Origin of the sequence: Pseudomonas fluorescens, assembly GCF_040448305.1 — a bacterium.
Lineage (GTDB): Bacteria > Pseudomonadota > Gammaproteobacteria > Pseudomonadales > Pseudomonadaceae > Aquipseudomonas > Aquipseudomonas fluorescens_BH.
This window is the reverse complement of the sequence record NZ_CP148752.1, coordinates 2,330,972-2,356,364: the sequence shown is the minus strand read 5'-3', so window position 1 is coordinate 2,356,364 and position 25,393 is coordinate 2,330,972. Positions and strand designations below refer to the sequence as shown.

Genomic DNA, 25,393 nt, shown 5'->3' with positions numbered 1-25,393 from the left:
GTAAAGCAACACCATGAACTCAGTGCAGGTAGTCCTGCAGGCGGTAATACGCACCCACCAGAGGCAGGAACCAGGGTTTTCCGAAATGCCCGGGAATGGCTGGCCAATCGAGTTCGCGCCACGGATTGGCCTCAACCTTGCCGGTCATTACTTCAGCCATGACCTGCCCCATGTGCACCGACATTTGCACCCCATGACCGCTGTAACCCATGGAGTAATAAACCCCTCCATGCTGCCCGGCGCGGGGTAACCGATCGGAGGTCATATCCACCAGGCCACCCCAGCAGTAATCGATCTTCACGCTAGCCAGTTGCGGAAACATCTGGACCATCGCCGCCTGCAACACCTTGCCGCTCTTGGCGTCGGAAATGCTGTCGGACATGGCAAACCGGGCACGACCGCCAAACAGCAAGCGGTTGTCCGGCGTCAGGCGGAAGTAGTTGCCGATCATGCGGCTGGTAACATAGGAACGCCGTGCCGGCAGCAAGCTGTCGATCAGGGCCTGCGGTAGCACCTCGGTGGCGATCACGAAACTGCCCACCGGCACGATCCGCCGCCGATACCAGCCCAATCCGCCCTGCTGGCAAGTGCCTGTGGCCAGCAGAATCTGCGTGGCGTGTAGTGAGCCCTTGGTGGTATTGACCTGATAGCCGCCGGCACTGGCTTTCCAGTCCGTCACTGACACGCCCTGAAAGATCAATGCGCCATGACGAGCTGCCGCCTCGGCCAACCCAACACCGAAGCGCCCGACGTGCATCTGCACGCCGTTGCGCTGCAGCAAGCCTCCATGGAACTGGGCCGAGTTGGCTTCAGCACGGGCCTCTTCTGGAGAGAGCAACTCGACCTCGGCGTCGACCTCCCGCCGAATCAATTCGCAGGTGCGCGCCAAACCTTCGTAATGCATCGGTTTGGCAGCCAGCTTCAGCTTGCCATTGCGTTTGAGGTCGCAGGCAATTTGCTCCTGCTCCACCAATGAAACGACGCTCTGTACGGCGCTTTCATAGGCTTGGTAATAAGCACGCGCCTTATCAGCGCCGAGGCTGGCGCTGAGTGCCGCATAGTCCTGGGCAACGCCGGTGCTGCAGTGGCCACCATTGCGCCCCGAAGCCTCGCCAATCACTCGCCCTCCTTCCAGCACCACCACACTGGCCCCCTTCAAGGCCAGGGCTCGGGCCGCCGACAGGCCGGTGAGACCACCACCGACGATGGCCACATCGACCTGCCCGGGCAATGCGCCGAGCTGAGCACCGGTGAATTGCGGTGCGGTATCGAGCCAATAGGACTCACTGCCCATGTCTAACCCCTTTTGCCTTGAAGAGTGCCCTGAGACTTAGAGACCGACCAACCCGGGCAATGCGCCGATATCCGGGATCTGGTGGTAGCCATAAACGGCATTCGCCGGCTGTTCATGACCACGAGCAACGAAGGCTTTGTTCTTGATCTTCATGTCGTTGGCCGGCATCAGGTCGTAACGGAAGCTCGAGGACACGTGCAGAACGTCTTCTGGGCCGCAGCCGAGGTTATCGAGCATGAACTCGAAGGCGGCCAAGCGCGGCTTATAGGCTTGGGCTTGTTGGGCGGTGAAGACTTTATGGAAAGGTGCGCCGAGCTTGTCGACGTTGGACATGATCTGCTCGTCCATCGCGTTGGAGAAAATCACCAAGGGAATCTTGTCGGCGATTTTTGCCAGGCCGGCCGGTACGTCGGCATGTGGCCCCCAAGTCGGTACGGCGTCGTAGTAGAGTTGGCCTTCACCCCGATACTCGACACCCCAACGCTTGCAGACGCGCGCCAGGGCGGTCTTGATGATCTCATCATATGGCCGCCAGTCACCCATCACCTGATCCAGGCGATAGGCGGAGAAGTCCTTGACGAACTGATCCATTTGCTCAAAAGGGACACGATCGGCGAACAGTTCGCGCGTCATATTTCCCATTTGAAAGTTGGTCAACGTGCCATAGCAGTCAAAGGTAATAAACTTGGGTCGAAGAAAGCTCATGAGTGCGGTCCTTAATGATTGTTGAGGTCATGACGGGGCAAGCAATTACTCCGCTCTGGAAGCATCGGAGCAACGCTGCATCACGGATTTATTACAACACCAAGAGACCATGCATAAACTGTTAAAAGTATAGGCTCCTTGGTACAAACCACCGTTTTGCAGGGCTTGCTCAGCAGACTTTGCGGGATGCTCCAGACTCGGGCGCTCCACCCCCTGTTCTTAAGCCTTTGCGGGCTTTTATGGTGCGTTTGTAAGCCACGCACAACGCCATGTGCGGCAGTATTTATGACTGGCGGTAGGAGAAAGAGAGCTTTCGCTGAGGATGCGCCCGCTGATTGTGCTGCGAGGTGAAGCGGGGCTGATTAGGAGTCATGCGCTATGGGACAACCTTGCTTCTATCAGCGATAGGCGTGAAATACCGGTCAAAGCAACATCTATATGCGTCGCGATAGCTCTACAAAGGCGGCGCATCGCACGATGCATCACCACGCCCCCACCTGCCTATCTATATGACCATCACCGCCACCGATGTGACTACGAATGCACTGACCAGGAATGGTCTCACTGAGCGGTTCATCAGAAGGTTTACTGACGAAATCGGATCAACTTGGTTTCATACAAAGTCAGCCTGACAGATACGGCAGATTCTCCCTTGCAAACCTCAAGAACAGCACATTTTATCTGGCACGCTTTGCTAGCTTATTGAGAAGACCCGGCATAGCGATGTCCTGGTCGCCACGGCGATGTTCTGGTGATTTCCACGTTCGGCTTGATCTTTGTTTCAGCGGCCTTGCAAGGTCGCGAGCCAGACCGCCCTCTGCTGCTTGCAGTGCCTATTACCGCTCAAGGGAGCCAGTTGGATGACAATACAATCTTCGAATAGCTACAGCGTTGATCCGCAAACGTCTCACAAGTTTTATATCAATGGCTGTTGGTCTTCCCCGGCGATCCCGGCAAGTTTGCCAGTGGTCAATCCGGCAACTGAAGAGGTCGTTGCGCAGGTCGCGCAAGGCTCCGCCGAGGATGTTGATCGGGCAGTAGCTGCGGCGCGTGCAGCGTTTCCTGGTTGGTCTGCTACCTGCGCAGAGTCGCGCGCGCTTGTCCTTGGAAAGATCCATGAGCTCATCCTTGAGCGAAAAGAAGTGCTCGCGCAGGCCCTCTCTCTCGAAATGGGCGCTGCCATCGGTTCCGCCCGGGCAATGCAAGTGCCTCTCGCGGCCGAACACGTTCGGGTCGCCCGCGACCTCCTGTCCACTTATCGTTTCCAGACGGTTGAAGGTGGAACCGCGATTGAACGCGAACCTATAGGCGTCTGCGGTCTCATCACTCCGTGGAACTGGCCGCTTTATCAAATCACCGCGAAAGTCGCCCCGGCTATAGCTGCCGGATGCACTGTGGTCCTCAAACCAAGCGAACTGTCGCCTCTGAGTGCCCTGCTTTTTGCACAACTGGTCCACGACGCAGGCCTTCCACCTGGCGTCTTCAATCTCGTGAACGGAAGTGGTCACGAGGTCGGCGCAGCGATGGCTGCGCACCCTGATATCGATATGATTTCGATTACCGGCTCCAACCGCGCGGGCGCGCTGGTCGCACAGGCGGCCGCCCATACGGTGAAGCGCGTCACACAAGAATTGGGAGGCAAATCCCCGAACATTCTGCTTCCCGACGCCGACTTCGCCAAAGCCGTCCCACTGGGCGTGATGTCAGCGTTCCGCAACGTCGGGCAATCGTGCAGCGCCCCGACAAGAATGATCGTACCTAAGGACAGGCTGGCAGAGGTCGAATCATTGGCTGCCGCCACCACCAATGCGATCATCGTGGGTGATCCGCGATCGGAAGATACGGTGCTCGGTCCCATTGCCAACGAGGCCCAGTTCAATCGTGTGCAAGCAATGATCGAGGCTGGCCTGAGTGAGGGCGCAAAACTCGTTTGCGGCGGACCAGGACGTGTGCCGGGTTTTGAAAAGGGCTTCTACACTCGACCGACAGTTTTCTCCGAGGTAGATACCGCAATGCGGATCGCCCAAGAAGAAATTTTCGGGCCAGTGCTGTGCATTATTCCGTATGAAACGATCGATGAGGCGGTCGTTATCGCGAACGATACGGTATACGGCCTGGGCGCCCATGTTCAGGCTCAGAACCTTGATCTGGCGCGTGCAGTGGCCTCTCGTATCCGCGCGGGACAAGTGCATCTGAATTACCCCGCCTGGAATCCAATGGCTCCATTCGGTGGTTACAAACGTTCTGGTAATGGTCGTGAGTATGGTATCTACGGCTTAGAGGAATACTTGGAAACCAAGGCAATCATTGGATTTGGCGGAACACTTGATAATACTTCCCGCACGTAAAACTCATTCAAAAGTTCGGTGCCGTCCAATTCGGCTATCCGGTAGTCGTCTTGCCTGAGATCAGGCGAGCCGAAAATCCGACTTTTCAATAAAACCAGCCAAAAGGACACTGGAAAGAGATGACATAAACCCGGTAGCCGCCGATGGATTGCAAGCCGTCAGCGGAATACCGGAATCGTCCCTGACGCCGTACGACCGTCCCGGCAGCCTTCAACTTCTTCCACAGTTCGGCTATGCGACGCTCGCCCTCCTCAAGCGCCTGCGCAGTGGTATGCACCGAGTAGTATCCAAGGTGTAGCGGATTGGGATGGGGTACAGCCGAACCCAAGACGAATACTGCGTCCCCTTGACGAGCGCAAGCCATCCGACACTGTGCCCAGCAGGCGGCTGATACACCCAACGCTCTCCTGGTTTTACAGTGACCAGCAAATAATTGACGCCCTCAGGCGCGGGGACGGGACTTTGCACGCCTTGGTAGTTGCCGAAGATGACATGAGCAGACTGCCCCTCATTGGTACCCACTGACTCGATATAGCGACTTTCAGGCTCACCGTTTTCGAGCTCAGCAGGCAAGGCAATCCCCAGTTGAAACCCCTGAATGCGAGGGACTTCCTCGGCAGTCAGCTCTTTGCCATGCCAGATACTTCCGCCGGCCCACATCCATTCGACACCACCGTAACCGATTGTCCCCTCCCCATTATCCGGATCGTTATAGCGCACACGTCCTTCCGTAAAAACCTTCACTGTGGCTTTGCCCGAATGGGGATGCAAAGGCATGCTGGACATCGCATGGATACCCTCTCCACTGACGTCAAAGATGCCGAGAAACACGAAGGACTCGAGAGTCTGACCCAGATCAGAAGGAGACTGGCGTCGTTCGTCCATTGAGGGAGTAGTGGTATGGCGAACGAGGACAGATTTTTTACGGGTGCGGCGCACCAGCCAAAAAATAAACCCGTCCTCACTGCCCTAGCTGTTTAAACCTCTGCAATGGCCTCGCGAACGAAGTCTTCGTAGGTGCGCAGTGAGTGCCCGATGATGGTCTGAAGCTGTTCTACGGTTCCTTCGGTTGCTTGCATGCCGAACGTCTGGATACCCGCCATCATCAGGCGCATGTCATAAGCCAACCAGGTGGGACCGTACGAAGCCAGCTGTCCTTCGAAGGCCGCTACTTCGTCACCGCCGTAGGCAATGTCGCGACCCAGGGCGGAGCTCCAGATCTTCGCCACGGAGGCACCGGTAAGTGCCTGCGGTCCGACTAACTCCAGCGTTACACGATCCAGGGCAGAAGACGCTTTGTCGCGTCGCAGCAACTCTGCAACGGCGACATCGGCGATGTCACGCGCATCAATCATCGAGACGCCCGCCGAGCCGATCGGCATCGGGTATACCGAGTAGTTCTGAATCGTCTGCTGGACCATGAGTTCGTTTTGCATGAAGTAAGCCGGACGCAGAATGGTTGCGGGGATGTCGAGGCTTTCGATCATGCGTTCAACCGTATGCTTGCCGGTGAAGTGCGGAACATTGGTGAACTTGTCGGCATGAATCACCGACAGGTAGACGATGCGCTCGATACCAGCCTCCTGAGCGAGGTTCAGCGTGATGAGGGCTTGCGTCACCTCATCGGGCGTAACGGCGTTGAGCAGGAACAACGTCCGCACCGACGACAGCGCGACGCGCATCGAAGGTACATCGGTGAGGTCTGCGACAACTTCAGTGACGCCGGCCGGGAAGTCCCGCTTACCCGATTGGCGCACAAGGGCTTTGACCTCGGCGCCCGCGTCGGCAAGGCCCTGAGTGATGAGTGAACCAATGGTGCCCGTAGCACCAATAACGAGAATGCTCATTTTTGAATCTCCTACAGTGAATACTTAGGGTGGGTCAGCGAGAGAAGTCCGCAACGACCTTGCCAGTCCGTGAAGCGCTGCGATTGCGTTCGATGGCCTCAGGGATGTCGGCGAAGCCAACGACCTTGCCGATCCTGGAATGCAGCGTGCCGCTGGCGATTTCCTGGGCCAGCGTCTCCAGCAATTCGGGGTCGGGCTTGTTCATGAACCAGAGGCCTCGGCGATTCGCCGGCGTGCGCGCCAGAATGTCAGGGGATGACGTGCCGACAATGACGCCGTTTTCCGCCAACACCTGCCACGAGCGATCCAGTACCTCACCCCCGACGTAGTCGAGCACCAGGTCAATGTCCTGGACGACGTCCTCGAAACGTTGGGATTGATAGTCGATGACATGATCCGCGCCGAGGCTGCGCACATAATCCAGGTCAGCCGTGCCCGCAGTTGCGAAGACCTCGGCGGCTGCCCGCTTGGCGTACTGCACGGCATATCCGCCCAGCCCACCGGCAGCGCCGTGAATAAGGATTCTCTGGCCTGGATGAATCGGACCCGCATGATGGAGGCTCTTCCAGGCGGCCACGGCTGCGACGGGTACAGCGGCAGCATGGACGTCTTCAAGGTTTTCAGGCGTAAGGGAGAGGCTCGCTTCACTGACGGTCACGAAATCGGCGTACGCGCCCAGTCCTCCCACCGCGCCCATGACGCGATCGCCAACACGAAAGCGAGAGGCACCGGGACCGACAGCCTCGACAACACCCGCCATTTCGGCGCCCAGTACTATTGGCAATGGAAGCGGGAAGGCATTTCTCACATGGCCTTCACGGACCTTCCAATCGATGCCGTTCACGCCGGCGGCTCGAACTCGAATCAGAACCTGGTCTTGTCCAGGTTCTGACTTGTCGATTTCGGCCACTTCCACGGCGTCAGCGCCACCGTATGCCCGGATCAGTACAGCGCGTTGCATGGTGCTCATAACAATTCCTCGTATCGAGTTCCGATGACGAGAAGATATGCTGTTGCACAGATAAAGCAGAGACACCAAAATACAGACACTTCGTTTCAAAAATGGAACACAATGAACCTGAACGCGCTGATCGATTTCACGCTCGTCGCAACGAATGAGGGGCTCGGAAAGGCGAGCCGTGCGAGCGGCATATCCAAAGCCACCTTATCGCGTCGCATTTCCGACCTTGAGGAACAACTGGGCGTGAGGTTGATCGAGCGCAGCGCACGCGGTCTTAAGCTCACCGAGGCTGGAAAGATACTGATGGCCAGAGCCGAAGGGCCGTTGGCCGAGGTGGCCGAAGCCATGACGGCGGCCCGTGAGGGCGTATCGACGCCTCGCGGACACTTGCGTGTTGCTTCCCCAGTTCTGTTCTCGCAGCTTGCGATGGGGCGCATCGGCGCAGAATTTTGTGCGGCCTACCCTGAAGTCACGATCGAGGTCGTGGCGGAGGATCGCGTGGTTGACCTCGTCGAGGAACAATTCGACGTCGCCATTCGGATCAACCCCAGCCCAGACAGCAGTCTGGTCGGCCGCTGCTTCGCCAAGGACCGGCTGGTTGTGGTGGCCGCGCCTGGAATACCGATGCCTACACCCGGCGCAATCAGGTCAGTTCCCAGCATTGTGGTTTCGAGTTTCGAGCCCACTAATTGGAAACTCGATGAAGGGCACTTGGTCCTGGAGCCCATCCCAAAGCTGCGGTTCTCTTCGTTCCTGATGATCCGCGATGCTGCTATCGCTGGCGGTGGTGCTGCCCTCATCCCACAGTCCATCGCATGGAACCAGCTTGCTAGTGGCGAACTGGTCCAGTGGGGTACGGTATCGGGTGTAGAACCCGAGCTCTGGGTCTTGCACACCTCCAGGCGCCTTGCTGCTCCGAAGGTTCGAGCATTCGTCGATTTCATGTGCGCTAAATACCCGGACATGTCTCTGGTACTAAAGGGATAGAAGACCGTTCACTGGTCACCGTTCAGGTCGCCTGTTGGCGGATGGGTATTCTTGCCGTAGCCAAGTTAAACGCAAGGAAGGTGTGACGATTTTGCACCCGCTGAAGGCTCTTCTCGCTGTCGTGCGGGAAGAAACTCACTAAGTTAATGCTATCTCATGTCATTCGCATGAGGCAGTTCAACCGCATCTCGTATGAAATACAAAAAGGCCCTTGAAGGGCCTTTTGTACTCAAACCAAGATCACTTGGTCAGCCAAGACTCAACGGTCGCGGAGCCGTGCTCTGCTTTCCACACCTTCAGAGTCTTGTGGTTGCCACCCTTGGTTTCGACGACTTCGCCGGAGTAAGGACTTTGGCAGCCCTTTACCGACCAAGCCCTAGGTGAGCTCTTTCGGGTTCCCGATCACGTATTTGTGTGCTGGAACGCCCCTCTTCCAGGCCAAAGACCTCACCGTAAAAGGTGCGTGCCGAAGCCAGGTTGTAAACGGGGATTGCGAGGTGGAAAGTCACTAGGCCTTTTTCAGGCCCTCGCCGGCCAAGCCAGCTTTCGACGCTCGGCTACTGCGTTGCGAACATTGCACGACTGGACGGGGGGTTCAAATCCCCAAGCTCCACAAAATAAGCGTTACAAATCAGTCAATTAGTGATTATCGCAAGTGCCTTTTTGTGCCTGGATGGGCCGTTTTTGCTCAGTAATGCCAGCTTAATGACAGCCTTCATCCAAAGGGAGCAGTGATAGATGGGGTCGGAAGTAGCGCGAATTCGTGAGCGGTCAAAAAGCCGAAAATTTATAGAGAGCTTGTATGAGTCGGCACAGCAAGCTTACGTCATCCATTATTCCTGCGAGTCGTTTTACGAGAATTCCACAGGTGGGTTGCTGGGCATCGCCTTCGAGCGAAATATGGATAGGGATTCGAACCCCTCCTTGCGTCCCTGTAGACCGCTTCAGGCCAGTAAATACGGCACTTTCGCCCTTTACTCATGGTGTCCTGCGGTCCATGGCGGCCCTGAATCTGCCCTAATTTTGCCCTAAACCTCTTCACCACTACCGCTGCTATGCTTGGGTCTTCCTCGGAAGGAGTCGACCCCATGCCAGGTGATTACTCACTACCCGATGTACTGGAAAGGATCTACCACAATCAGCTCGCTCTGGAGGCGGCGGTAATGGAGCTGACGCTGTGGGTGGAACAGCAGGACTCGGCTGAGGTAGGTAGCAATGTCCGTGGAGCTCTGGAAGCTGTTGGGGAAAACGCGGGCCACATCAAACAGGGCTTGGCCAAGCTCAGGGGCACGAATCTAGGCTAGGCATCAGCCTTCCCGAGACGATTAAGCCTAACGATTCCCAATATGATGTTTCTCGTTAGACCGCTTTCGCAAAATGCTGACGCTCGACACACACAACAGTGGGGCTGCATCTGTGCGTTCAATGATTAACGGTAACGCCGTGGGCTGCCGTGCTCCTCAAAGGTTAGGTCACAGAAAAGTTTATGACTCTCGATCAACATATCCAAATTTGGAACGCCATCAGCACTTGGGTTGCCGGGGTGGCCACACTGACCGCAGTTGTCGTCTCGCTACATCTTGCACGTCGAGCCGATCGAGTCCGCGTACGTATCTCTGTGGGCCAGAGGCTCGTATTCGCAGGTGATGGAACCCCTACGGAAGAACACGTTGGTTTCACCATCGTCAATCTTGGAGATCGGTCAGTTACCGTAAATGCAATTGGGTGGCACGTAGGGCCCGCCAAAGCATTCAGCCTCTCTATGGGCAGTACACGCAGCATTATCCAAAGCAGCTCACGCATGGCGAGCAAGCAAACTTCATGGTTTCACTTCTGGTTCTACCATCCTGGCCGAAAGAGTTCGCCACAGGCTTCGTACAAGATCTATCACCGAAAAACCTCCGAACGCTACGAGCCCAGATTCACACGTCTTTGGGTCAAACGATTCAAGTCAAACCAGAAGAAAACTTACTACAGCGGCTTCGCGACGCTGGGACCAAACACTTAATGTCGTGCCGACGCGCTCTGGCAAGCCCATTCCCACTGATCGTGCTTTTCTTGGTGGCCAGCGCTTGGGATACACGCCAGACTGCTTCACGCCCTGAGAAAGTCAGTCGCGAAAGGCATGAATGAGTCGTTTGCGGCCCATAGCGACAGACAGAAATCGGCCAATAGCGGCCCCCGCTCAGCGGCTGCTCACGACCCAGCTGTGTGAAAACGCATGCATCGTTTCAGTGTCTGCGTTGCTGGAGTGGGGGCTTCTTATTCGAATACCCGCCCCCTACACTCTGAACCTTTTCGAGCTCAGAGAGTTGGTGGCCATGCAGATCAGTGATTTCAGATCAGTGGATGATCTGAGCCATAAGGATTTTGAGTATTTCGTGAGGGATCTGTTGCTGGCCTCGGGTTGGCAGGACGCTGTCGTTACGGAAGCGGGAAGCGAATATCGACACGGGGACGGCGGCGTTGACATTTTTGCCTATCGAGGTGGGCGCAAGTTCGCAATAGAGGTCAAGCAACGCCATATCGATACTACGGTAGATGTCAAAGCTCTTAACCAGTTGGTTACCGGGGCGCGACTGGCCGATGTGAAGTATATGATCCTAGTCACCAATTCGTACTTCACTTCCGAAGTCAAGGTTCGGGCTTTGCGCCTTGGCGTCGAATTGATAGATCGCGATGAGCTGAAAAACTTGCTCATTGTCCGTGGTTCAGAAATTGGCCGAAAGATCAAACCGCGGGAGTACCAAGTCCAGGTCATTCAAGAGGCCATAGAAAAAATCGACGCCGGTAAGAGCAAGATCCTCATCGAAATGGCGACCGGCCTAGGTAAAACTTATACCGTGGCTCTGCTGATTAAGGCACTGCTTGAGCGAGGCAAAAGCGGGCAGAGAGTGCTGTTCATTGCTCACCAGATCGAAATACTTCTGCAATCTGTAACGGCGTTCAAGAACGTACTGGGGCTGGGCTCCTACAGCTTTTCAGCCTGCTTCGCCGGTGCCACGCCGGAAGACACCGATCTTGTTTTTGCCAGCTTCGATACGTTGTATGGAAAACTAAGTACGTTACCCCAGGGCGAGTTTGACTACGTCATTGTCGACGAAGCCCACCACACACCGGCACGGACTTACGCTGGAGTCGTGGAGCATTTTATGCCACGCCTGCTCATAGGTCTGACGGCCACACCTTGGCGAGCCGACAGCAAAAATGTGAATGACTTTTTTGGTGGGGCGGCCGGGCATATCGGCAAGTATGATTTGGTCTGGGCGTTGCAGAACAGAAAGCTTGCGTTCCCGAAATACATGGTTTTGCTGGATGATATCGACCAAGACAAGATCGACCAGCTGGGAAGTGGGTTGTCTGTCTCGGACCTTGATAAGCGACTATTCCTGCATAAAAAGGACCATGAAGTCGTCCGGCTAATAGAAGCGACAGTAAAAAATAAGCAACTGGAAGCCGTTAAGGGAATAGTTTTTTGCCGGAATATCAAACATTTGAAACACCTTCTCGGCTTCTTCGAGATGGGCACGGCCACCTGTGTCCATTCGAAGATGTCAGAGCAGCAGCGGCGGGAAAACATCCGACATTTTCGTGAGGATGACATTAAATATATTTTGGTATGCGATCTGTTCAATGAAGGAATCGATATTCCCGAAACCAACGTGCTTGTCTTCATGCGCTACACGGGATCCAAAACTGTTTGGCTGCAGCAACTGGGTCGAGGGTTGAGAAAAACCAACAACAAGGATTGTGTTCACGTTCTCGACTTCGTCGGTTCGCTGGACAGGCTCAAGGACGTTCAGCAGTTCGTGAAGGCCACTCAGAGCAAGCGACGAGTACTGGCGGCAGACGAAGATCTCGGCGAGGTCAGCGATTCACATCAGAGCCTGCATGACGACACGATCGAAGTTACCTATAGCCAATCTGCTGCTAGGGTGCTGGAATTGATCGAGCGTTTGAACTATCGCTTGAACAGTCGTGAGGCGTTGATCGAGCAGCTCAGAAGTTATCGACGTGCCACAGGCACAGTCCCGTCAATCGAAATGCTAGAAACAAGCTTGGACGATATCTCTGTTGACCAGATCGCCACACATTTCGACTCCTACATGGGATTTCTCTCTGCAGCGTTTGGTTTCCAAGCGGATGCATGGGCGATCACCGAGGCCGTTAATGCGGCACAGGCAGCCGACTTCGAAAAATTTGGTTTTTTGCCCAGCCCAAAGGCCATTGCCTTGCAGTTTCATTATAAAACCTTGCCATGGTTCACTACTGCAGAAGTGGCTCGTATCCTCCGCCCAATAGCAAAAAACGACCGCCATGACCTGACAGCCACCTCCATTGACCAGCAGGAAGAGGTGGAAGCCGTTCCTGAACCTAAATCAAAGGTGTCGGACATGACTCAGGACAGGCAGGAGGCTTTGCTGGCAATGTATCGTGGAACCATCAGAACGCGTGCGGATCTGGCTGCGTTGTCGAAGGAGCAACAGGAAGAAATCACCGGGGTGTTTCGTTCAACGTCGGTATTTCTCATGCGATTGAGGAGCGGGGAACATGCCTGATACGACGGCTGAAATAGACTTGGTGAGTGTCATCGCTGAGAAGGTAAAAGCGCTTGAAGGTCAGATGAATGCTGCGGGGTTGCTGCCGACTACGGAAGCCTTTCACAATGCGAAACAGCTCCTGTTCAAACTGGATACCGAAGCTTTTTTAAAGCTCAGAGAGTTGCAGAGCTTCTGGGAGTTACTTGCGCTTATGAAATTACCACCTGATGCCCTTTTGCCGGTCGCTGAGTGGAGGGGCGCCGCTGAACTGCCGTCGGTCGCTGAACCGATGGTGGTAGTCGAAGCACAGTCTATGGACGGTGAGGACTTCCCCGACAGTCCACCAGCGGCTGAAGTTCAGAAACTACCACCTCCCGAAACGCCGATCAGCGATGTTCGCCTGGGTGGACGTTTCGATAAGTTGATAGCTAAGATTTATAGAAGCGCGAAAAAAACTTCCGCCCAAGTGGTGCCAATAGAACGGCTAGCGGATATCTTGAGTTTGTCTGAAGAAGTACTGATGAAACTCGAGCGGGTTGGCAGTAAGTATCGAGAGGATTGGCGGGCACTGCAAAAGCTCTACACAGCACCGACGAGCGAATTTTCGCCCATGCAGCAACTGGAACCGTGCTATCGCGTGCACGATGACATGATCATCAACATCATGGTACTTGACCCGGCAGAACGAAGTGCGCTCTCTAAGCTTAATCGAACGTTAGGTACGTGGGATATCCAGACCATTTTGGACTTCGACGCTTCAGGCGGCTCTGCGATGGTGTCACTTGGCAAGACATCGATTTCCAGGGTGCTCAAGATTCAGCAACGGTTGATCAAGGACCTAGTGCACATTGAATCAGGTGCTTTGGATTATCGAAAAAACGAGAAGTCCTTGATTGCTCTCAAGATGCAGTCGTTTGATTCTGTGGCGGAGCTCGGTATCCATGTGCTGGCACGAGTGGATATTTATCTTGCCGAACTCGACGAAACTCGTCAGCTGATTTTCCAGCACCGCTGGGGCTTTGTGGATGAGTATCTGACGCTCTTAGAGATCGGTGAGAAGTTTGAGTTGTCCCGCGAACGCATCCGTCAGTTGGAAAGCGCGGTCAACGAAGATCTCAGGGCTGTCCTGATGCTCGACACCGACGAGGTTTGGCAGCCAGCACAAGCGATGACGTATGTCGACTTACGTCTGCATATGGAAGATTTATGCTCTTGCTTCACCAATACATCCCATTTCCATGAGTTTCTGGCGTATATCAGTCATGGCCGATTAGGAGTCCCATCGTCGCTGACTGAACCGTCGCCAGGTGTGCTGGACCGATACTTTGCGGTACATGGCACCACGACGTCCCAGGAGCATGTACTTCAGCATCTGCAGCAGTGCCTAAACCTCGAGGAAAAGCATGCCTACGACGCATTGTTTTACCTGCAGGCGCAGGACCAAGTCATGCTCAGCGACGGGCAGGTGCGCCCGTTGTGTCTTAAAAAGCATGATGCTGCAGCTGCGGTGCTGAGCGAGCATGCTAGCGGTTTGCCCTGGAAGGACATCGCCAGGCTTGCCAATAAAAAGGGCATTTCGAAGTACGCCTTTTCAGAACAGGGAAAAGGGAGCTGGCTTCAAGATTCGGACCTGATGTATGTATCGGGTACCGGGGTTTACCGCCATACTCGGTACATTAATTTCGCTGAGATTGACGACGAACTGATCTTCGATACGCTGCGTAACTATTTTGCCGGCGCATGTCGAGAGGTCGTCCATTTAAGTCAGGTGTGTGGGGAATCGGTCGCTCTCTCTAAATATGACTACTACATCGTCCGGTATATTGTAAAAATGAGAGGAAGCCCACATGGGTTCTTTTTCAATGGTAAGTCTCAAACTGATTCGGTTAGTGTGAACCCCGAATTCAAATTGTACTCCCAGAAAGATGTGATTTTTCAGGCGATGCAGTCTCGTAGGGAGCCGATGACTAAGACAGAGATTGCTCAACTGCTGAAAAGCAGGAGCTTGGAGCATGCTTCTTTCTATCTATTGGAAATGCTCGGTGCCAATCTTGTAGTCCAGATTGATCGTATGCTGTATACCAGTCCGGATTTGGCCTATGAAAAAATCGATCTAAATGCAATGCGCCAAGCCATCGAAGCGATTCTCCAACGCCACGAAAAGCCGGTCGACCCCTCGGTGATCCAGCATGAGCTGAACTTAAAGCACGGTGCGACCTACTCAAAGTACTTCTATGGCTCATTAGCGCGTTATTTTGCGCAGCAAAACTATTGGCAACGCCGACAAAACCTGTATTCAATCCAAAGTATTCCGTTCAAGAGCCTTACTGGTGCGATTGAATTTTTATGTAGTCAAGAAGCCAGTATGGAGGCGAGTATAGAGATTTTGCGGAGTCATATTGCCATTACGGATGAAGCTGCACGGACATCTATATATAATTGGAAGGGGGCCAAGGTTCGATTGCAGGCAGACCCCACACACATTAACGCGGATGATGAGACTAAATCTGGCGGAATAGAAACGTCCGGCAGAGGCGCGAGTTAGTTTGAGTCTTAGGGTTTCAGCGGAGGACTGCCTAGCTTGGCGGAGGTATCTGATCAACCCAGACGAGCTAGGTGAATGTGGCTACAAGTACCCGCAAATTGCCGATTTCTGCCTCTCGCCACCGTCAGTTCAGGGTCGGTTTCTGCCCGTCACGGTAGGCAGAAACCGGCCAGGAGCGGCCGGGTGATACAGACATGGCTGATGGCTAGCGCCACTTATACCGCTTTCGATTCTAGGGAGGCTCGCCGTCACCTGAAAAAATCAATTGTCGACTCAGAACTTTTGGGTAGGCCTCTCTACGATTACATCCATAATTTCGGCCTGTAGCAAATACTGGGGTGATTCATTTCAGCTGAGGAGTCGCACCAGATCCGAGCGGACACCTTGCCAAGGCTGGCCTAGGTTAACGGTACAAACTGCGACATCGAAGCCTTGAATCTGGTAGACCTCGTTTACCGCCTTATCGACCTGAGGGTAGATCAGCATACCTGAGAGTTTTTCGCCCTCACGACCTATAGAGTTAGTCAGGTAGCTCATCAACTGATAGAGGTTCTCGCTGTGAACCTTCTCCGCGCCCCAATACTCAGTCATCGTCCGCTGATAGTACTTCGCATCAATAATCTTTCGCTCCGAACCTCGCCTCAGCGAAATGTCCGTCGTCATCCGGGGCAAGAAAATCAAGTTCGGGTCAGTCATGCTCACCGCTTTCCAAGCAATGTGTTCGCGTTTGACATCCCAAGCTGGGATCTCAAGCCTGATGAAATTGAAGAGGAAGTCTTCGAATACCCGCGCCATCGCACGTTCGTCGCGGATAAAATCCCGAAACTGGTATGTCCCTGACGCGGGGTCGACTAAGGCTGACTCTTGGATGAGTTTGCAGACACTCATTAGAAATCGGTAAAAGCGGTTGTTCGAATGTAATTGAACTTGCCTGAAGGTTTGGCTCGTCAGACGTATTTCCCCGATATCTGGCAACGATTGGCTCAGCAACTTTACGTGCTTCTTCAGATCACCGTGAAGGTCCGGAACCTGGCTGAGTAGCCTCAGGGTGCTCTTTAGAATCCTGTTCGGTAACGTATCCGGACTTAATTCATCAAAGGAGCAAGCGGCGCGACCATGCGCTAACAAGAAGCGGCGCCCTGATCTCAACACGTCTATGCGGCCCCGCACACCCGCGAGATCGTCCTCGCGTCCTATGTAACTTTGTTCAAGGCCACGTCTCGCAAGATGCTCGACGCCCTGGCATAAAACGACCGCGAATAGGTCCACCAATTCAGTGCTAGGAACGTTCGATACATCTACGATTTCTCCCTGTTTGAGGTGGTTCCAGGCATAACAAAGCAGGTAGTAAAGATTCTGAACAGGGATCCGAGGCATATCCATTACTCAGGCTCCGAGTAACCGCTGCGCCCAATCCTCAAGTTTTGACGGATCGTCGAACCAGTACTCACGCAGTAACGGAATAATCTCCGAATGGATAACCTCGTGATACCACTCAATTTCAAGCGGGCCGCTCTGTGATGCGTCCGGACAAAAGTAGCTATGCCCAATACAGAAACCCTCGCCAAGGTTTGCCTTGTCTAGACGGATATCTTCATTTAGGGTGCAGATGTCCTGAGAAAGTCTGTCGATGGTACTTTCCACGACTCCGCGTTTCCGGAGAAATTCCTTAAATTGTACGGTCTCGAAGCCAGGGCTAATGTCCATGAACGCAAACCGCCGCCGCAGCGCGTAGTCAACCATGGAGAGTGAGCGATCTGCTGTATTCATTAACCCGACGAGGTAGACATTCGATGGCACGAAGAATTTTTCGTCGGGAGACTTAGAATAGGTCAATGGGACTGCCCATTCCGGCCCACGCTTGTCTCCCTCCATCAGCATCATCACCTCGCCCAGAACCTTGCTTAAGTTGGCGCGGTTGATTTCGTCGATGACGAAAACATAGTCGTTTTCAGAATCACGCTTTGCACGCTTGCAGAAGTCGTGGAAAACACCATTTTTGCGATGAAAACCTGTTCCGCTCGGACGATAGCCTTGGATGAAGTCCTCGTACGAATAGGCCTGGTGAAACTGCACCATGCCAATTCGATGCGGAGCTTTTATACCCATCAAAGCATTAGCCAGGCGTTTTGCCACAAACGTCTTGCCCACACCAGGCGGCCCTTGGAGGATGAGGTTCTTCTTGCGGCGAAGGCGGCCTACCATATTCCTAAACACCGACTCCGGAATGAAAAGTTCAGCCAGGGCGTCTTGAATGGAGTAATGCGTGGCGTCAACCGAGAACTTGCTATCTAAATGCACCTGACCCGATTCTTCGAATAAAAGACGATAGCGGTCGATCATCTCGTCGAGAGACTGGGTCAACGAATCGAAGTCGATCCCGCCCTGAACATCAAAGGACAAAGCCACCCGAGACTGGCCATACTTTTCCGCTGGGCGCCCAAAGCGCTCCAGAAAATACTCATTGACCGTCTTCGCCGACTCTACATCCTTCCAATGCTTGTTCGGCTTCTCGGTCTCGCTGATTCCATATGCGAGAATCAGTACACCTGATTGCTTGAAGAGCAGAAGAACAGGATATATCCCATTTGATGTCTTCTGGTCGCGCCCCAAAAAAGACACCCAAGGTACATGTGTTGCCACCCCTTGCCCGAAGCTGACTTTTGTGTCGAGCCCACGATATTGCTTCGGGTAATCTGCGGTTGTCAGCCTGGCAACCTCCTGCGCCTGCGCGAGAAACCTCTCCACCAACTTGCGGACAAAACTCTTTTCTACGATTTCAAAGCCAAGTTGACAAAGCAATTTGAATGCGGGTGAGTTTTCGCCACCGGAGAAGTCGTCTCTATCGTAGGTCTTGCCAGATGCGTTCTTCACAGCAAGTGACAAAACCAATTTTGGCGGATAGCGACGAGTCTTATGCAGAAGATCGTAAATAGTCGATTTTGAGCGCTCCGGAATATTATGTTGGTCAATCTCTACCAAAGCGTCCAGAACATGCTCGACCTTGACGACCTTGGTAACAGCTTCGAAGTCGGGCTGGCCCCAACGATCAGACAGCGGGGCACAATAAAAATCCAAGTCGCGAGTGCCATACACCAGCTCGAGCTCTTCCCGAATTTTGAGCAAGACCTTATCGGTCGCCAGAGGAGACATACGAGCAAGCTCTCCCCTACCCCCCCCTCCAAACGCGAGCACAACACTATCCCTTTCGCCGCCACTAAAGATGCGTTCGAAGGTGTCTGGAAAAAGCAGATAGACGAGCATGTGACGCAACTGCCTGGATTCGCTCTCTGCAATAGCCTGGAGCCACTCGCCAAACCGCCAACCATCTTGGAGAATCTCGGTACGGTCCTCTATGGAAAGCCTTTTGAAAGCAAGGCAGAAGTTGATGCAGTAGCTAAGCTCACGCCACCGGTAGTTGTTGTATCCTGCACCGGCACTACCAATGCCCGTCAGTATCGAGTCGTCGAGCCACTGGTTTGCCGAATCCGGAAGCTGCTCGTTTGACCATTCCCACGTTTTGCGAATTGTCTTCCGTTTCGAGTCCGCTTTAATTTTGCTGGGGCACAGAAGCATCAGCCAATTCATTTCCGCAGCAAGCTGTCGCACATTGGGCGGTGTCGCCTGCAACTGATCGTGTAGTTTTTCCCAATACGTCCCTTGCCCTTCATCGGGGTTGTTGATGAAGTGGGTTTCGAGAGATTCCATTCCATCCAGCGTCCAGAGTTTCCGCTCTGAAAATACCGACCCATCGCGCAAGAGAGCCGTTTCCCGCCAATGCTCGGCAGCAGCAAAAATTGGGGCAACATCCTTACCACCACAGTAGCGGCTCATGGGAACTCCTTTTGAGTCTCGGCTTTTTGAAAGGAGAGCATAAACGAACAACCCACCGATAACGCGAACCTGAACCCGTAAATCACTCCTTATGGCGTGATTCAGTTACTCCTTTAGGGCTTTGCGTCCACCGAAAAATGAATCGCTCCTAGCTTCACAGCCACGTTGACTGTCCGCAAAGGGAAGCTGCCCTTCGTGAAAGGCAGTTATCGGCCAATCGATGACAGACATATCGGCTCCTGGAGATGTATTCAGATTTGAGTGTATCTCTGCAAGCTAGTCAAAAGCCCTGCGAAATCGCGCTCCCATAGTGAAATATCGCGCAATGTGAGGTTTTGGTCTCAGTAAGACAGTTCGGTCTACTGGGCATCAGTGATCCCTGCTCTGAGACATGAACAACCAAGTGTGGCTAGTGAACCTTAGTAGTCATCAAAATTAGGTATCCCAAGGATCGTCATGCCATGGATAATGGTAAGGTGATATCACCATTTTTGAGGGAACAGAATTGATAATTCCGATGGATGTGACGATTGGAACAGGTGAGGCAAATTTTACTGATCTCGACTTCTATTATGGCGCTAAGGCATTAGAGGGAACTTCAGAGGTCGTTGCTCTAGTAGCACATACCATTTTAAATAGAACACTTGCAAAGCAAGTCCCCTCGATAGAAGGAATAAGAGCCAACTTCAAAAGATCCTTCATCGGATCTTTCGGGCAAAAATTTGAGCTGGCAATCACTGGCGCCGAACAAGTTCGAGTGCTGGAGTGGATTGGAGAAGATGGATTCTTCCAAATAATGAAACACTATATAGGCCAAGCCGTAGGTATCGACCATCAAATAATAAAGCCTATCGCAATAAGTTGGGCCAGAACCTACATTGAAGACGAAGTTGACTTAATTCAGAGAATTCGTGAACCTTTGCTGAGAATACATAAACCTATAGAAAACCAAGGCTACCGAATAGTTTTAAATAAAAGACGATCGCCAATTTCAGTATTCAATAACGACACGTTTCAGTATATATCGCATGAGTTCACAGAAGATCAACGCATTCAAATAACTGCTGTAATTACCAGATTTAACAAACTAACAGGAACTGGCCGTCTAATTTTATCAGAGGACGAAAAATCTGTAAGTTTCGCTCCTGCGAGAACCTGGCAAATGTTTCCTGCAGATCAAAGAAAAGTCTTTTCAAGAAACCTGCACCAGAACAATGGAGCTGATGATTTTTCGCCTTTAACATTGGAAGTCACCCGAGTTATGGGGCGAGATGACATAGTCAAGCATTACAAGGTCCATAGCGTCATCCTTGACTAAACAGGTATAGGACCATGAGAAAAGAAATAGTGATTGGCGCTCTGACGATAGCCGGAGCATTATTAATATACTCTCTAAACTTCAATGAAGGCCTTGGATTATCTTCTGACAAGGGTGACTGGGGTACATTTGGTGACTTTATAGGCGGACTTTCTAATCCAATTATAACTTTTATCACGATGTGCATGTTAATCAAGTCTATCGACCTGCAAAAAGATGCCAATGAAAGCATTATTGAACAAAACAATCATATAAAAAGCTCTGAGGAAAGGCAAAAGGAACTCGAAGACTTGAGATCTTTTGAGTCTACTTTCTACAGCCTTGCGGAAGTTTCCAGGCAAGAGTACGGCCGTCTTACCATAAAGGATTCATCCGGCAAAGAGCACTGTGAATCCTACGCTGTTAGCTATATCGAAGAAGAGATTATAAAACTATATAAAGACAACATCGAAATGGATGTACAGCCTGACTTCGAAGCGATGTTCGACAAACTAGACGAGCAATCATCGATGGGCCTCTTCTCTTCGGTGAGGAGCTTTTACATACTCTTTAAAATAACAACCGAAGTATGCCCTCCCCGCCACCAGGAAAAATATATAGAAATCTGTAACTATACGATGCCCGTTAGATTCCTGAACTTAGTATGCATAGCACAAGCATATTCCGGTTGGGGCATACTAAAACTGCTAGAGGATCGCGCCTTTTTCGAAAAGGAGGGGCTCAAAGAATATCTCAAAGCATGGCACGATTTGAAACAACAGCTCAACGATTAATCCGCGAGCTCACATTTGAAAATTTTTTGAAGAGTGCGTCTGACCAAGAAATTCAAACATCGAACCTAACTCACGGTGAAAAATGTCTAAGATACAAAATACGGGCAAGGATTTTGAGAGTTACGTCCAGTACGTCTACAGCACGCTACTCAATCTCCGCGGCGAAAAAACACAAGTATCTCGCCGAACCACCTTCCAACTACCCACCGGCGATAGTTATGAAGTTGATGTATACTATGAATTTACGAGGGTCGGCGTTCGACATAGGGTAGCTATCGAGTGTAAAGATTGGAAGCGCCCCATTGACCAAGGAAAAATCCTCGAATTTCACCAGAAGATTAAAAATATCGGACATGATGTTATTGGAATAGTTGTGTCTCGATCTGGCTATCAAGCAGGTGTTGAGATGGTAGCAGCTAGACACAATATATCACTGCTCACCGCGGACGACCTGCCATCACTTCCAGAGTTAGTAGGTCGGCAGCTCATCAGTTCTGGACTGCATGAACCTGATTTATTAGGCGAGCCTTTCTGGATTATCGCTGAACGGAGTAATAGTCCAACCCAGTACAGTACTGGAAGCTACCATGCTCCAGTGGCCGACGGCCGACCCACAGTCCCTTTATTTTTATCGAAAAGGTATGCAGAACTTTACTTAGCAAAGCTTAAGGCTCGGGAGCCATGGTCGGTTTACGGCATGCCGCAATACAAGTTGAAGGTATTCCTTGCGCTCGCGAAACTTCATGATTTGAATATTGCGATCGTTTACGCCCCCCCAGAATCAAACGGCACCATTTCTGCAGTAAAAGCTTCGGTGAGCGAACTAGAGCGCGACTTTATCGTTTGATCCCCCTGACAGCAGGCTGGAGCAGGCGCGTTACCGCGTGTACCGAGACGGTAAGGGGTTCGGTCAGCGCCGCGATGTACGCCGGCACATCGCCCGGCACGGGCCTCAACATCTGCTCGACCAAGACCATTTGCTCGCCGTAACCACCTGAGCGGTTGAAAAACCGATGTGGTGGAAATGTTGCGGAGTGATCACGAACGACAGTAAACGTACTTGGCAATGGCTTGGCTCCGTTGGTGATCGCCAAATGGGAGGGCCGCGCTGCGCACTGTCTAAAGTGCTACGCCAGCCTGAGCTTAAGAAATCCTGCCCAGGGCACTTTCGACATGAAGTACCTATGGCAGCCCTCTCAAACGCCAACTTCAACGACACCCTCACCACCTGGTTAAGCCGACTCGCTGTCATAAATTGTCTCAGCTCAGCTCAGCTCAGTTCTCGTCGAGGGAGGCTCGACTAGCAAACATGGTGTGTTCAAGGTCAGCCGACGGTTTGAAGGGCGATCTCATTCGCCGCAACTGGTCGCTTTGAGTTGAGCAATTATCCGGTCTCCCCCGGTGGTCAGCTCGTAGATCTTGCCCGGAATGAAATTGATGCCTTGGTGGTGGCTGAAATCGTCTGCATCTTCGATAGACGTCCAGGGATCGTTGGTGAGCATGCCAATGGCATAGAGTCGGTCATCTTTACCTCTGGCCAGCAGCGGGCCACCCATCTGGCTGGTTGTAGTTTGGCAATGGTGGGCGAAAGTGAAGCGGATGATACTCAAGCCCTCCGCCTTGCACTGGCTGTCGAAATACGGCTTGTCGGTGGCACCTAGCATGCCGGCGGCAGTCAGGGGCCGATCCTTCAACTGTTCCTTGCTCATCTGATACAACGGGATGACCGGGGCATCGGCTGGGAGTGCCTGGTCCAAACGGATCAAGGCCCAATTGTCGTTGGCGTCGTACATCTTGCCTGCATACCCGCCGTAGGCCACGACCCTACCAGCAAGCGACCTCGCGGATGCGTGAGCTGGACGAAAAGTCACCTGTGCATTGATACGGGCCAGATGCGCCGACGGGAACACTGCACTCTTGTTGGTCAGCACTAGACAGCGGCTTACCAAGTAACCACTCGCTGCCTGCGGCATGGAAGGCGTAGAGACTGTCCCTATTGCACCCAGTGCCAGGTTCAACCGATCGGTGAGATCGACTGGTTGGCGACGGTCACCCTCCAGCATTGCGTCGCTGGAGGCGACCACCATCGGTTTAGGCATTGAAGCCGGATCGTCAGCAGAGGGTTCTCCGGCCCAAAACTCTGGATCGAAAAGCATTTGTTCAGGCCGGCTGTGCATGTAGACGTCACGAAGTTGGGCGGCTACCTCACGGGTTAGGACCGCTGGCCGGAAGCCCACCGGATCGAGTATGGAGTCAGCGATCGTGAAGCCATGTCGGCGCTCCCATAGGAGTTCCAGGTAAAAGCCTTGGCGAGGCAAGCCTGCTTTGTAGAAATGCTCGATCAGCGATGCGAAGGCGTATTCCTCCTCGTTATCAGGCGTCTCGCCTGTCACCTTGCCGAGGAGCAACCGCTGTAGCGACCGAAGCCTGGTGCCCTCGTTGGCATCCCCCTCGATTTTCAGGACCAGTTCCAGACCTTCCTCAGTGCCTAGCGTCGGCGGCCACTCCACGCTGCTGGCATTCTCGCGGTACCGGTACATCCACGGCCAGTCGCGCATGCGTTCGCACTGTTCGGGGGTAAAGCTCCAGTCGGTCAGCGCGTAGTAGTGCATGATGCTGGGACGCAAATCATCCGGGTGCCCCATTTCTCCTAACAGGTGGCCCAGTTCGTGCGGCCACACGAGCAAACTTTCTGTTGCTGGAATCAGTTCGTTCTCCATATCTATCTCGCCGATGTGCACTTTTGGCTGCTCTCGACTCGACAAGTTATCGATAGCGGCGACACCATCGGCATCCCTTAGATCCTGCAGAGCGATTGGAAGGACCCAGGCCAATGCATTTGGCGAAGGGAGATCCCCCGGGACAAAGCCATTCGCCTGGTTGTCGACATTGACTCCGGTGATCTGCACGTGACGCATCCTGATGCCACATGAAGAAAGCAGGTCAGCTGTTGCCTGCAATTTCTTTTGTAGCCCATCATCGCTGTTGGCCAGTTTGCCGAAATTGACGACTGAAAGGTCGAACTCGACCTGATAGCTCACACCTGGGTTAGGTTGAATTTCAAGTCTGGATCGGCCGAAAACCACGACCTCGGGGTCTGCCTTATGCCATATGGTTGGTGGTGGTTCTACCAACCAAGACGGACGCCAGTAACGGTTCTTCAACCAATCCGCGCCCTTTCTCAGGTTGTCATGCTCATCGGCGGGTTCGCTCTCCGATACCGGCTCGCCATCCTTTTTCGGAGACGACAATTCGGGGACTTTCCCCAAAAGCAGTGAGTTAAGTCGCGCGATCTTAGTACGGTTGCCCTTGCTGGCTGGGGCTTCTTCCAGCGCCAACATGAAGTAATCTATCGCTGGGTAGCATTCAGCCGTGCATGTTTTCGAGTCTAACCCTTTACGTCCGATGTAGTGCTGGGCTGCCCGCTCAAACCAACCAAGCGCCGCTTGCTTGTCGGCAGGAACGCCAAGACCACGGTGAAGCAACATTGCAAAGTTGAGCTGAGCCGGGACGTCCCCGGCAGCGGCAGCTTTCTTGAACCATATCGCGGCCTTCTCCGGATCGCGTTTGATCATTTCTCCATTGAGAAGGTATTTGGCAACCGTCCTCATCATTTTGGGGTCGTGATGGTTGGCTGCTTTGATAAACCATTGTTCTGCTTGGTCCGGATCGGCCGCAACGCCAAGACCTTTACCATAGAGTTCACCTAAGGCCAACTGCGCCAATTCACTGTTCTGCTCGGCCGCTTTGAGATACCAAATGCGGGCTTGTACATGGTCTTTCGCCGTACCTTGCCCTTGTTCATAGGCAATGCCCACCGACGCTTGGGCCGTGGCATGACCCTGACGGGCGGCCTTCATATACCATGTAAAGGCCTTCTGCTGGTCGACCGGCACGCCATAGCCCCTCTCGTAGATAATTCCCAGGGCAAACTGGATTGAGGCGTTACGGGTGGAGTTCTCGGCTCGCAGGCAAGGCGCCAAAGCCTGATCACGGTGACCGCCATTGTAAAGACGCGCGCAATCCTCTGAATCGTCTGCAAGCACTGCGGCAGCACAACAAAGCATTGAAAGGGCGAGAACGAGGGGGCCACAGAAGAATTTTGCCATGATGCAACGTCCCGCATAGTGAATGCCGCTCACTCCTCATCAACACGCTAGTACAGTACTGAGCCTCCTGCACATACCAGTGTCGGAAAATGGAACGCAGGGTAGTCCCTATACCCGCTCAACTCCTTTGG

Annotated in this window: 16 protein-coding genes and 2 pseudogenes; 8 read left to right on the top strand and 10 right to left on the bottom strand. The window is 53.2% G+C overall.

From position 1 onward, the window contains the following. Positions 1 to 19: 19 nt before the first annotated feature. Together WHX55_RS10745 and WHX55_RS10740 are read right to left on the bottom strand one after the other, a co-directional pair. The gene (locus WHX55_RS10745) at positions 20 to 1,294 is read right to left on the bottom strand and encodes an FAD-binding oxidoreductase (protein ID WP_150752412.1); all 1,275 of its coding nucleotides are present in this window, start codon (positions 1,292 to 1,294) and stop codon (positions 20 to 22) included. A 36-nt stretch (positions 1,295 to 1,330) separates the two neighbouring features. Beyond that, on the bottom strand, positions 1,331 to 1,999 hold the full coding sequence (locus WHX55_RS10740) for a haloacid dehalogenase type II (RefSeq protein ID WP_150752413.1): 669 nt from the start codon (positions 1,997 to 1,999) through the stop codon (positions 1,331 to 1,333). Between the two features lie 860 nt (positions 2,000 to 2,859). On the opposite strand from WHX55_RS10740, the gene WHX55_RS10735 reads away from it, so the two are divergent. Next, complete coding sequence (locus tag WHX55_RS10735) at positions 2,860 to 4,347, top strand: aldehyde dehydrogenase family protein (RefSeq protein WP_150752414.1); 1,488 nt, start codon at positions 2,860 to 2,862, stop codon at positions 4,345 to 4,347. 231 nt (positions 4,348 to 4,578) lie between these two features. Here WHX55_RS10735 and WHX55_RS10730 read toward each other — a convergent pair whose 3' ends face one another. The 3 genes from WHX55_RS10730 to WHX55_RS10720 form a co-directional block, all read right to left on the bottom strand. Next, the gene (locus WHX55_RS10730; protein ID WP_263597473.1) at positions 4,579 to 5,178 is read right to left on the bottom strand and encodes a pirin family protein; all 600 of its coding nucleotides are present in this window, start codon (positions 5,176 to 5,178) and stop codon (positions 4,579 to 4,581) included. 146 nt (positions 5,179 to 5,324) lie between these two features. Further along, positions 5,325 to 6,194, bottom strand: a complete 870-nt coding sequence (locus WHX55_RS10725; RefSeq protein ID WP_150752415.1) for an NmrA/HSCARG family protein — start codon at positions 6,192 to 6,194, stop codon at positions 5,325 to 5,327. A 34-nt stretch (positions 6,195 to 6,228) separates the two neighbouring features. Beyond that, complete coding sequence (locus WHX55_RS10720) at positions 6,229 to 7,164, bottom strand: NADP-dependent oxidoreductase (RefSeq protein ID WP_150752416.1); 936 nt, start codon at positions 7,162 to 7,164, stop codon at positions 6,229 to 6,231. Between the two features lie 102 nt (positions 7,165 to 7,266). Here WHX55_RS10720 and WHX55_RS10715 point away from each other — a divergent pair, with 102 nt between their 5' ends. Further along, complete coding sequence (locus tag WHX55_RS10715) at positions 7,267 to 8,142, top strand: LysR family transcriptional regulator (RefSeq protein WP_150752417.1); 876 nt, start codon at positions 7,267 to 7,269, stop codon at positions 8,140 to 8,142. 240 nt (positions 8,143 to 8,382) lie between these two features. Here the strand turns inward: WHX55_RS10715 and WHX55_RS10710 are convergent. After that, positions 8,383 to 8,550 (bottom strand): annotated as a pseudogene (locus WHX55_RS10710) (transcriptional regulator); the annotation flags it as partial. 2 nt (positions 8,551 to 8,552) lie between these two features. Then, positions 8,553 to 8,651 (bottom strand): annotated as a pseudogene (locus tag WHX55_RS10705) (glyoxalase); the annotation flags it as partial. A 579-nt stretch (positions 8,652 to 9,230) separates the two neighbouring features. Between WHX55_RS10705 and WHX55_RS10700 the strand changes: the two are divergent. The 3 genes from WHX55_RS10700 (at position 9,231) to WHX55_RS10690 (ending at position 15,228) form a co-directional block, all read left to right on the top strand. Further along, positions 9,231 to 9,446 carry a hypothetical protein gene (locus WHX55_RS10700; RefSeq protein ID WP_150752418.1) on the top strand — a complete coding sequence of 72 codons (216 nt, stop codon included), beginning with the start codon at positions 9,231 to 9,233 and terminating at the stop codon, positions 9,444 to 9,446. 1,017 nt (positions 9,447 to 10,463) lie between these two features. Then, positions 10,464 to 12,701, top strand: coding sequence for a DEAD/DEAH box helicase family protein (locus WHX55_RS10695; protein ID WP_150752419.1), 2,238 nt, complete (start codon positions 10,464 to 10,466; stop codon positions 12,699 to 12,701). Beyond that, positions 12,694 to 15,228: a sigma factor-like helix-turn-helix DNA-binding protein gene (locus WHX55_RS10690; protein WP_150752420.1), complete on the top strand. Its 2,535-nt coding sequence runs from the start codon at positions 12,694 to 12,696 to the stop codon at positions 15,226 to 15,228. The genes WHX55_RS10695 and WHX55_RS10690 overlap by 8 nt, the downstream gene beginning before the upstream one ends. Positions 15,229 to 15,576: 348 nt before the next feature. Here WHX55_RS10690 and mcrC read toward each other — a convergent pair whose 3' ends face one another. Both mcrC and WHX55_RS10680 read right to left on the bottom strand, forming a co-directional pair. Next, positions 15,577 to 16,611, bottom strand: coding sequence for a 5-methylcytosine-specific restriction endonuclease system specificity protein McrC (gene mcrC / locus WHX55_RS10685; RefSeq protein ID WP_150752421.1), 1,035 nt, complete (start codon positions 16,609 to 16,611; stop codon positions 15,577 to 15,579). Between the two features lie 3 nt (positions 16,612 to 16,614). Next, the gene (locus WHX55_RS10680) at positions 16,615 to 19,062 is read right to left on the bottom strand and encodes an AAA family ATPase (RefSeq protein ID WP_353742547.1); all 2,448 of its coding nucleotides are present in this window, start codon (positions 19,060 to 19,062) and stop codon (positions 16,615 to 16,617) included. A 517-nt stretch (positions 19,063 to 19,579) separates the two neighbouring features. Here WHX55_RS10680 and WHX55_RS10675 point away from each other — a divergent pair. The 3 genes from WHX55_RS10675 (at position 19,580) to WHX55_RS10665 (ending at position 22,000) form a co-directional block, all read left to right on the top strand. After that, complete coding sequence (locus WHX55_RS10675) at positions 19,580 to 20,380, top strand: hypothetical protein (protein WP_150752423.1); 801 nt, start codon at positions 19,580 to 19,582, stop codon at positions 20,378 to 20,380. Between the two features lie 14 nt (positions 20,381 to 20,394). Further along, positions 20,395 to 21,153 (top strand): hypothetical protein, encoded by a 759-nt coding sequence (locus tag WHX55_RS10670; protein ID WP_353742546.1) that lies wholly within the window; start codon positions 20,395 to 20,397, stop codon positions 21,151 to 21,153. Positions 21,154 to 21,235: 82 nt separating this feature from the next. Further along, positions 21,236 to 22,000, top strand: a complete 765-nt coding sequence (locus WHX55_RS10665; protein WP_353742545.1) for a restriction endonuclease — start codon at positions 21,236 to 21,238, stop codon at positions 21,998 to 22,000. Positions 22,001 to 22,502: 502 nt separating this feature from the next. Here the strand turns inward: WHX55_RS10665 and WHX55_RS10660 are convergent. Then, the gene (locus WHX55_RS10660; protein ID WP_150752425.1) at positions 22,503 to 25,262 is read right to left on the bottom strand and encodes a tetratricopeptide repeat protein; all 2,760 of its coding nucleotides are present in this window, start codon (positions 25,260 to 25,262) and stop codon (positions 22,503 to 22,505) included. Positions 25,263 to 25,393: the final 131 nt, after the last annotated feature.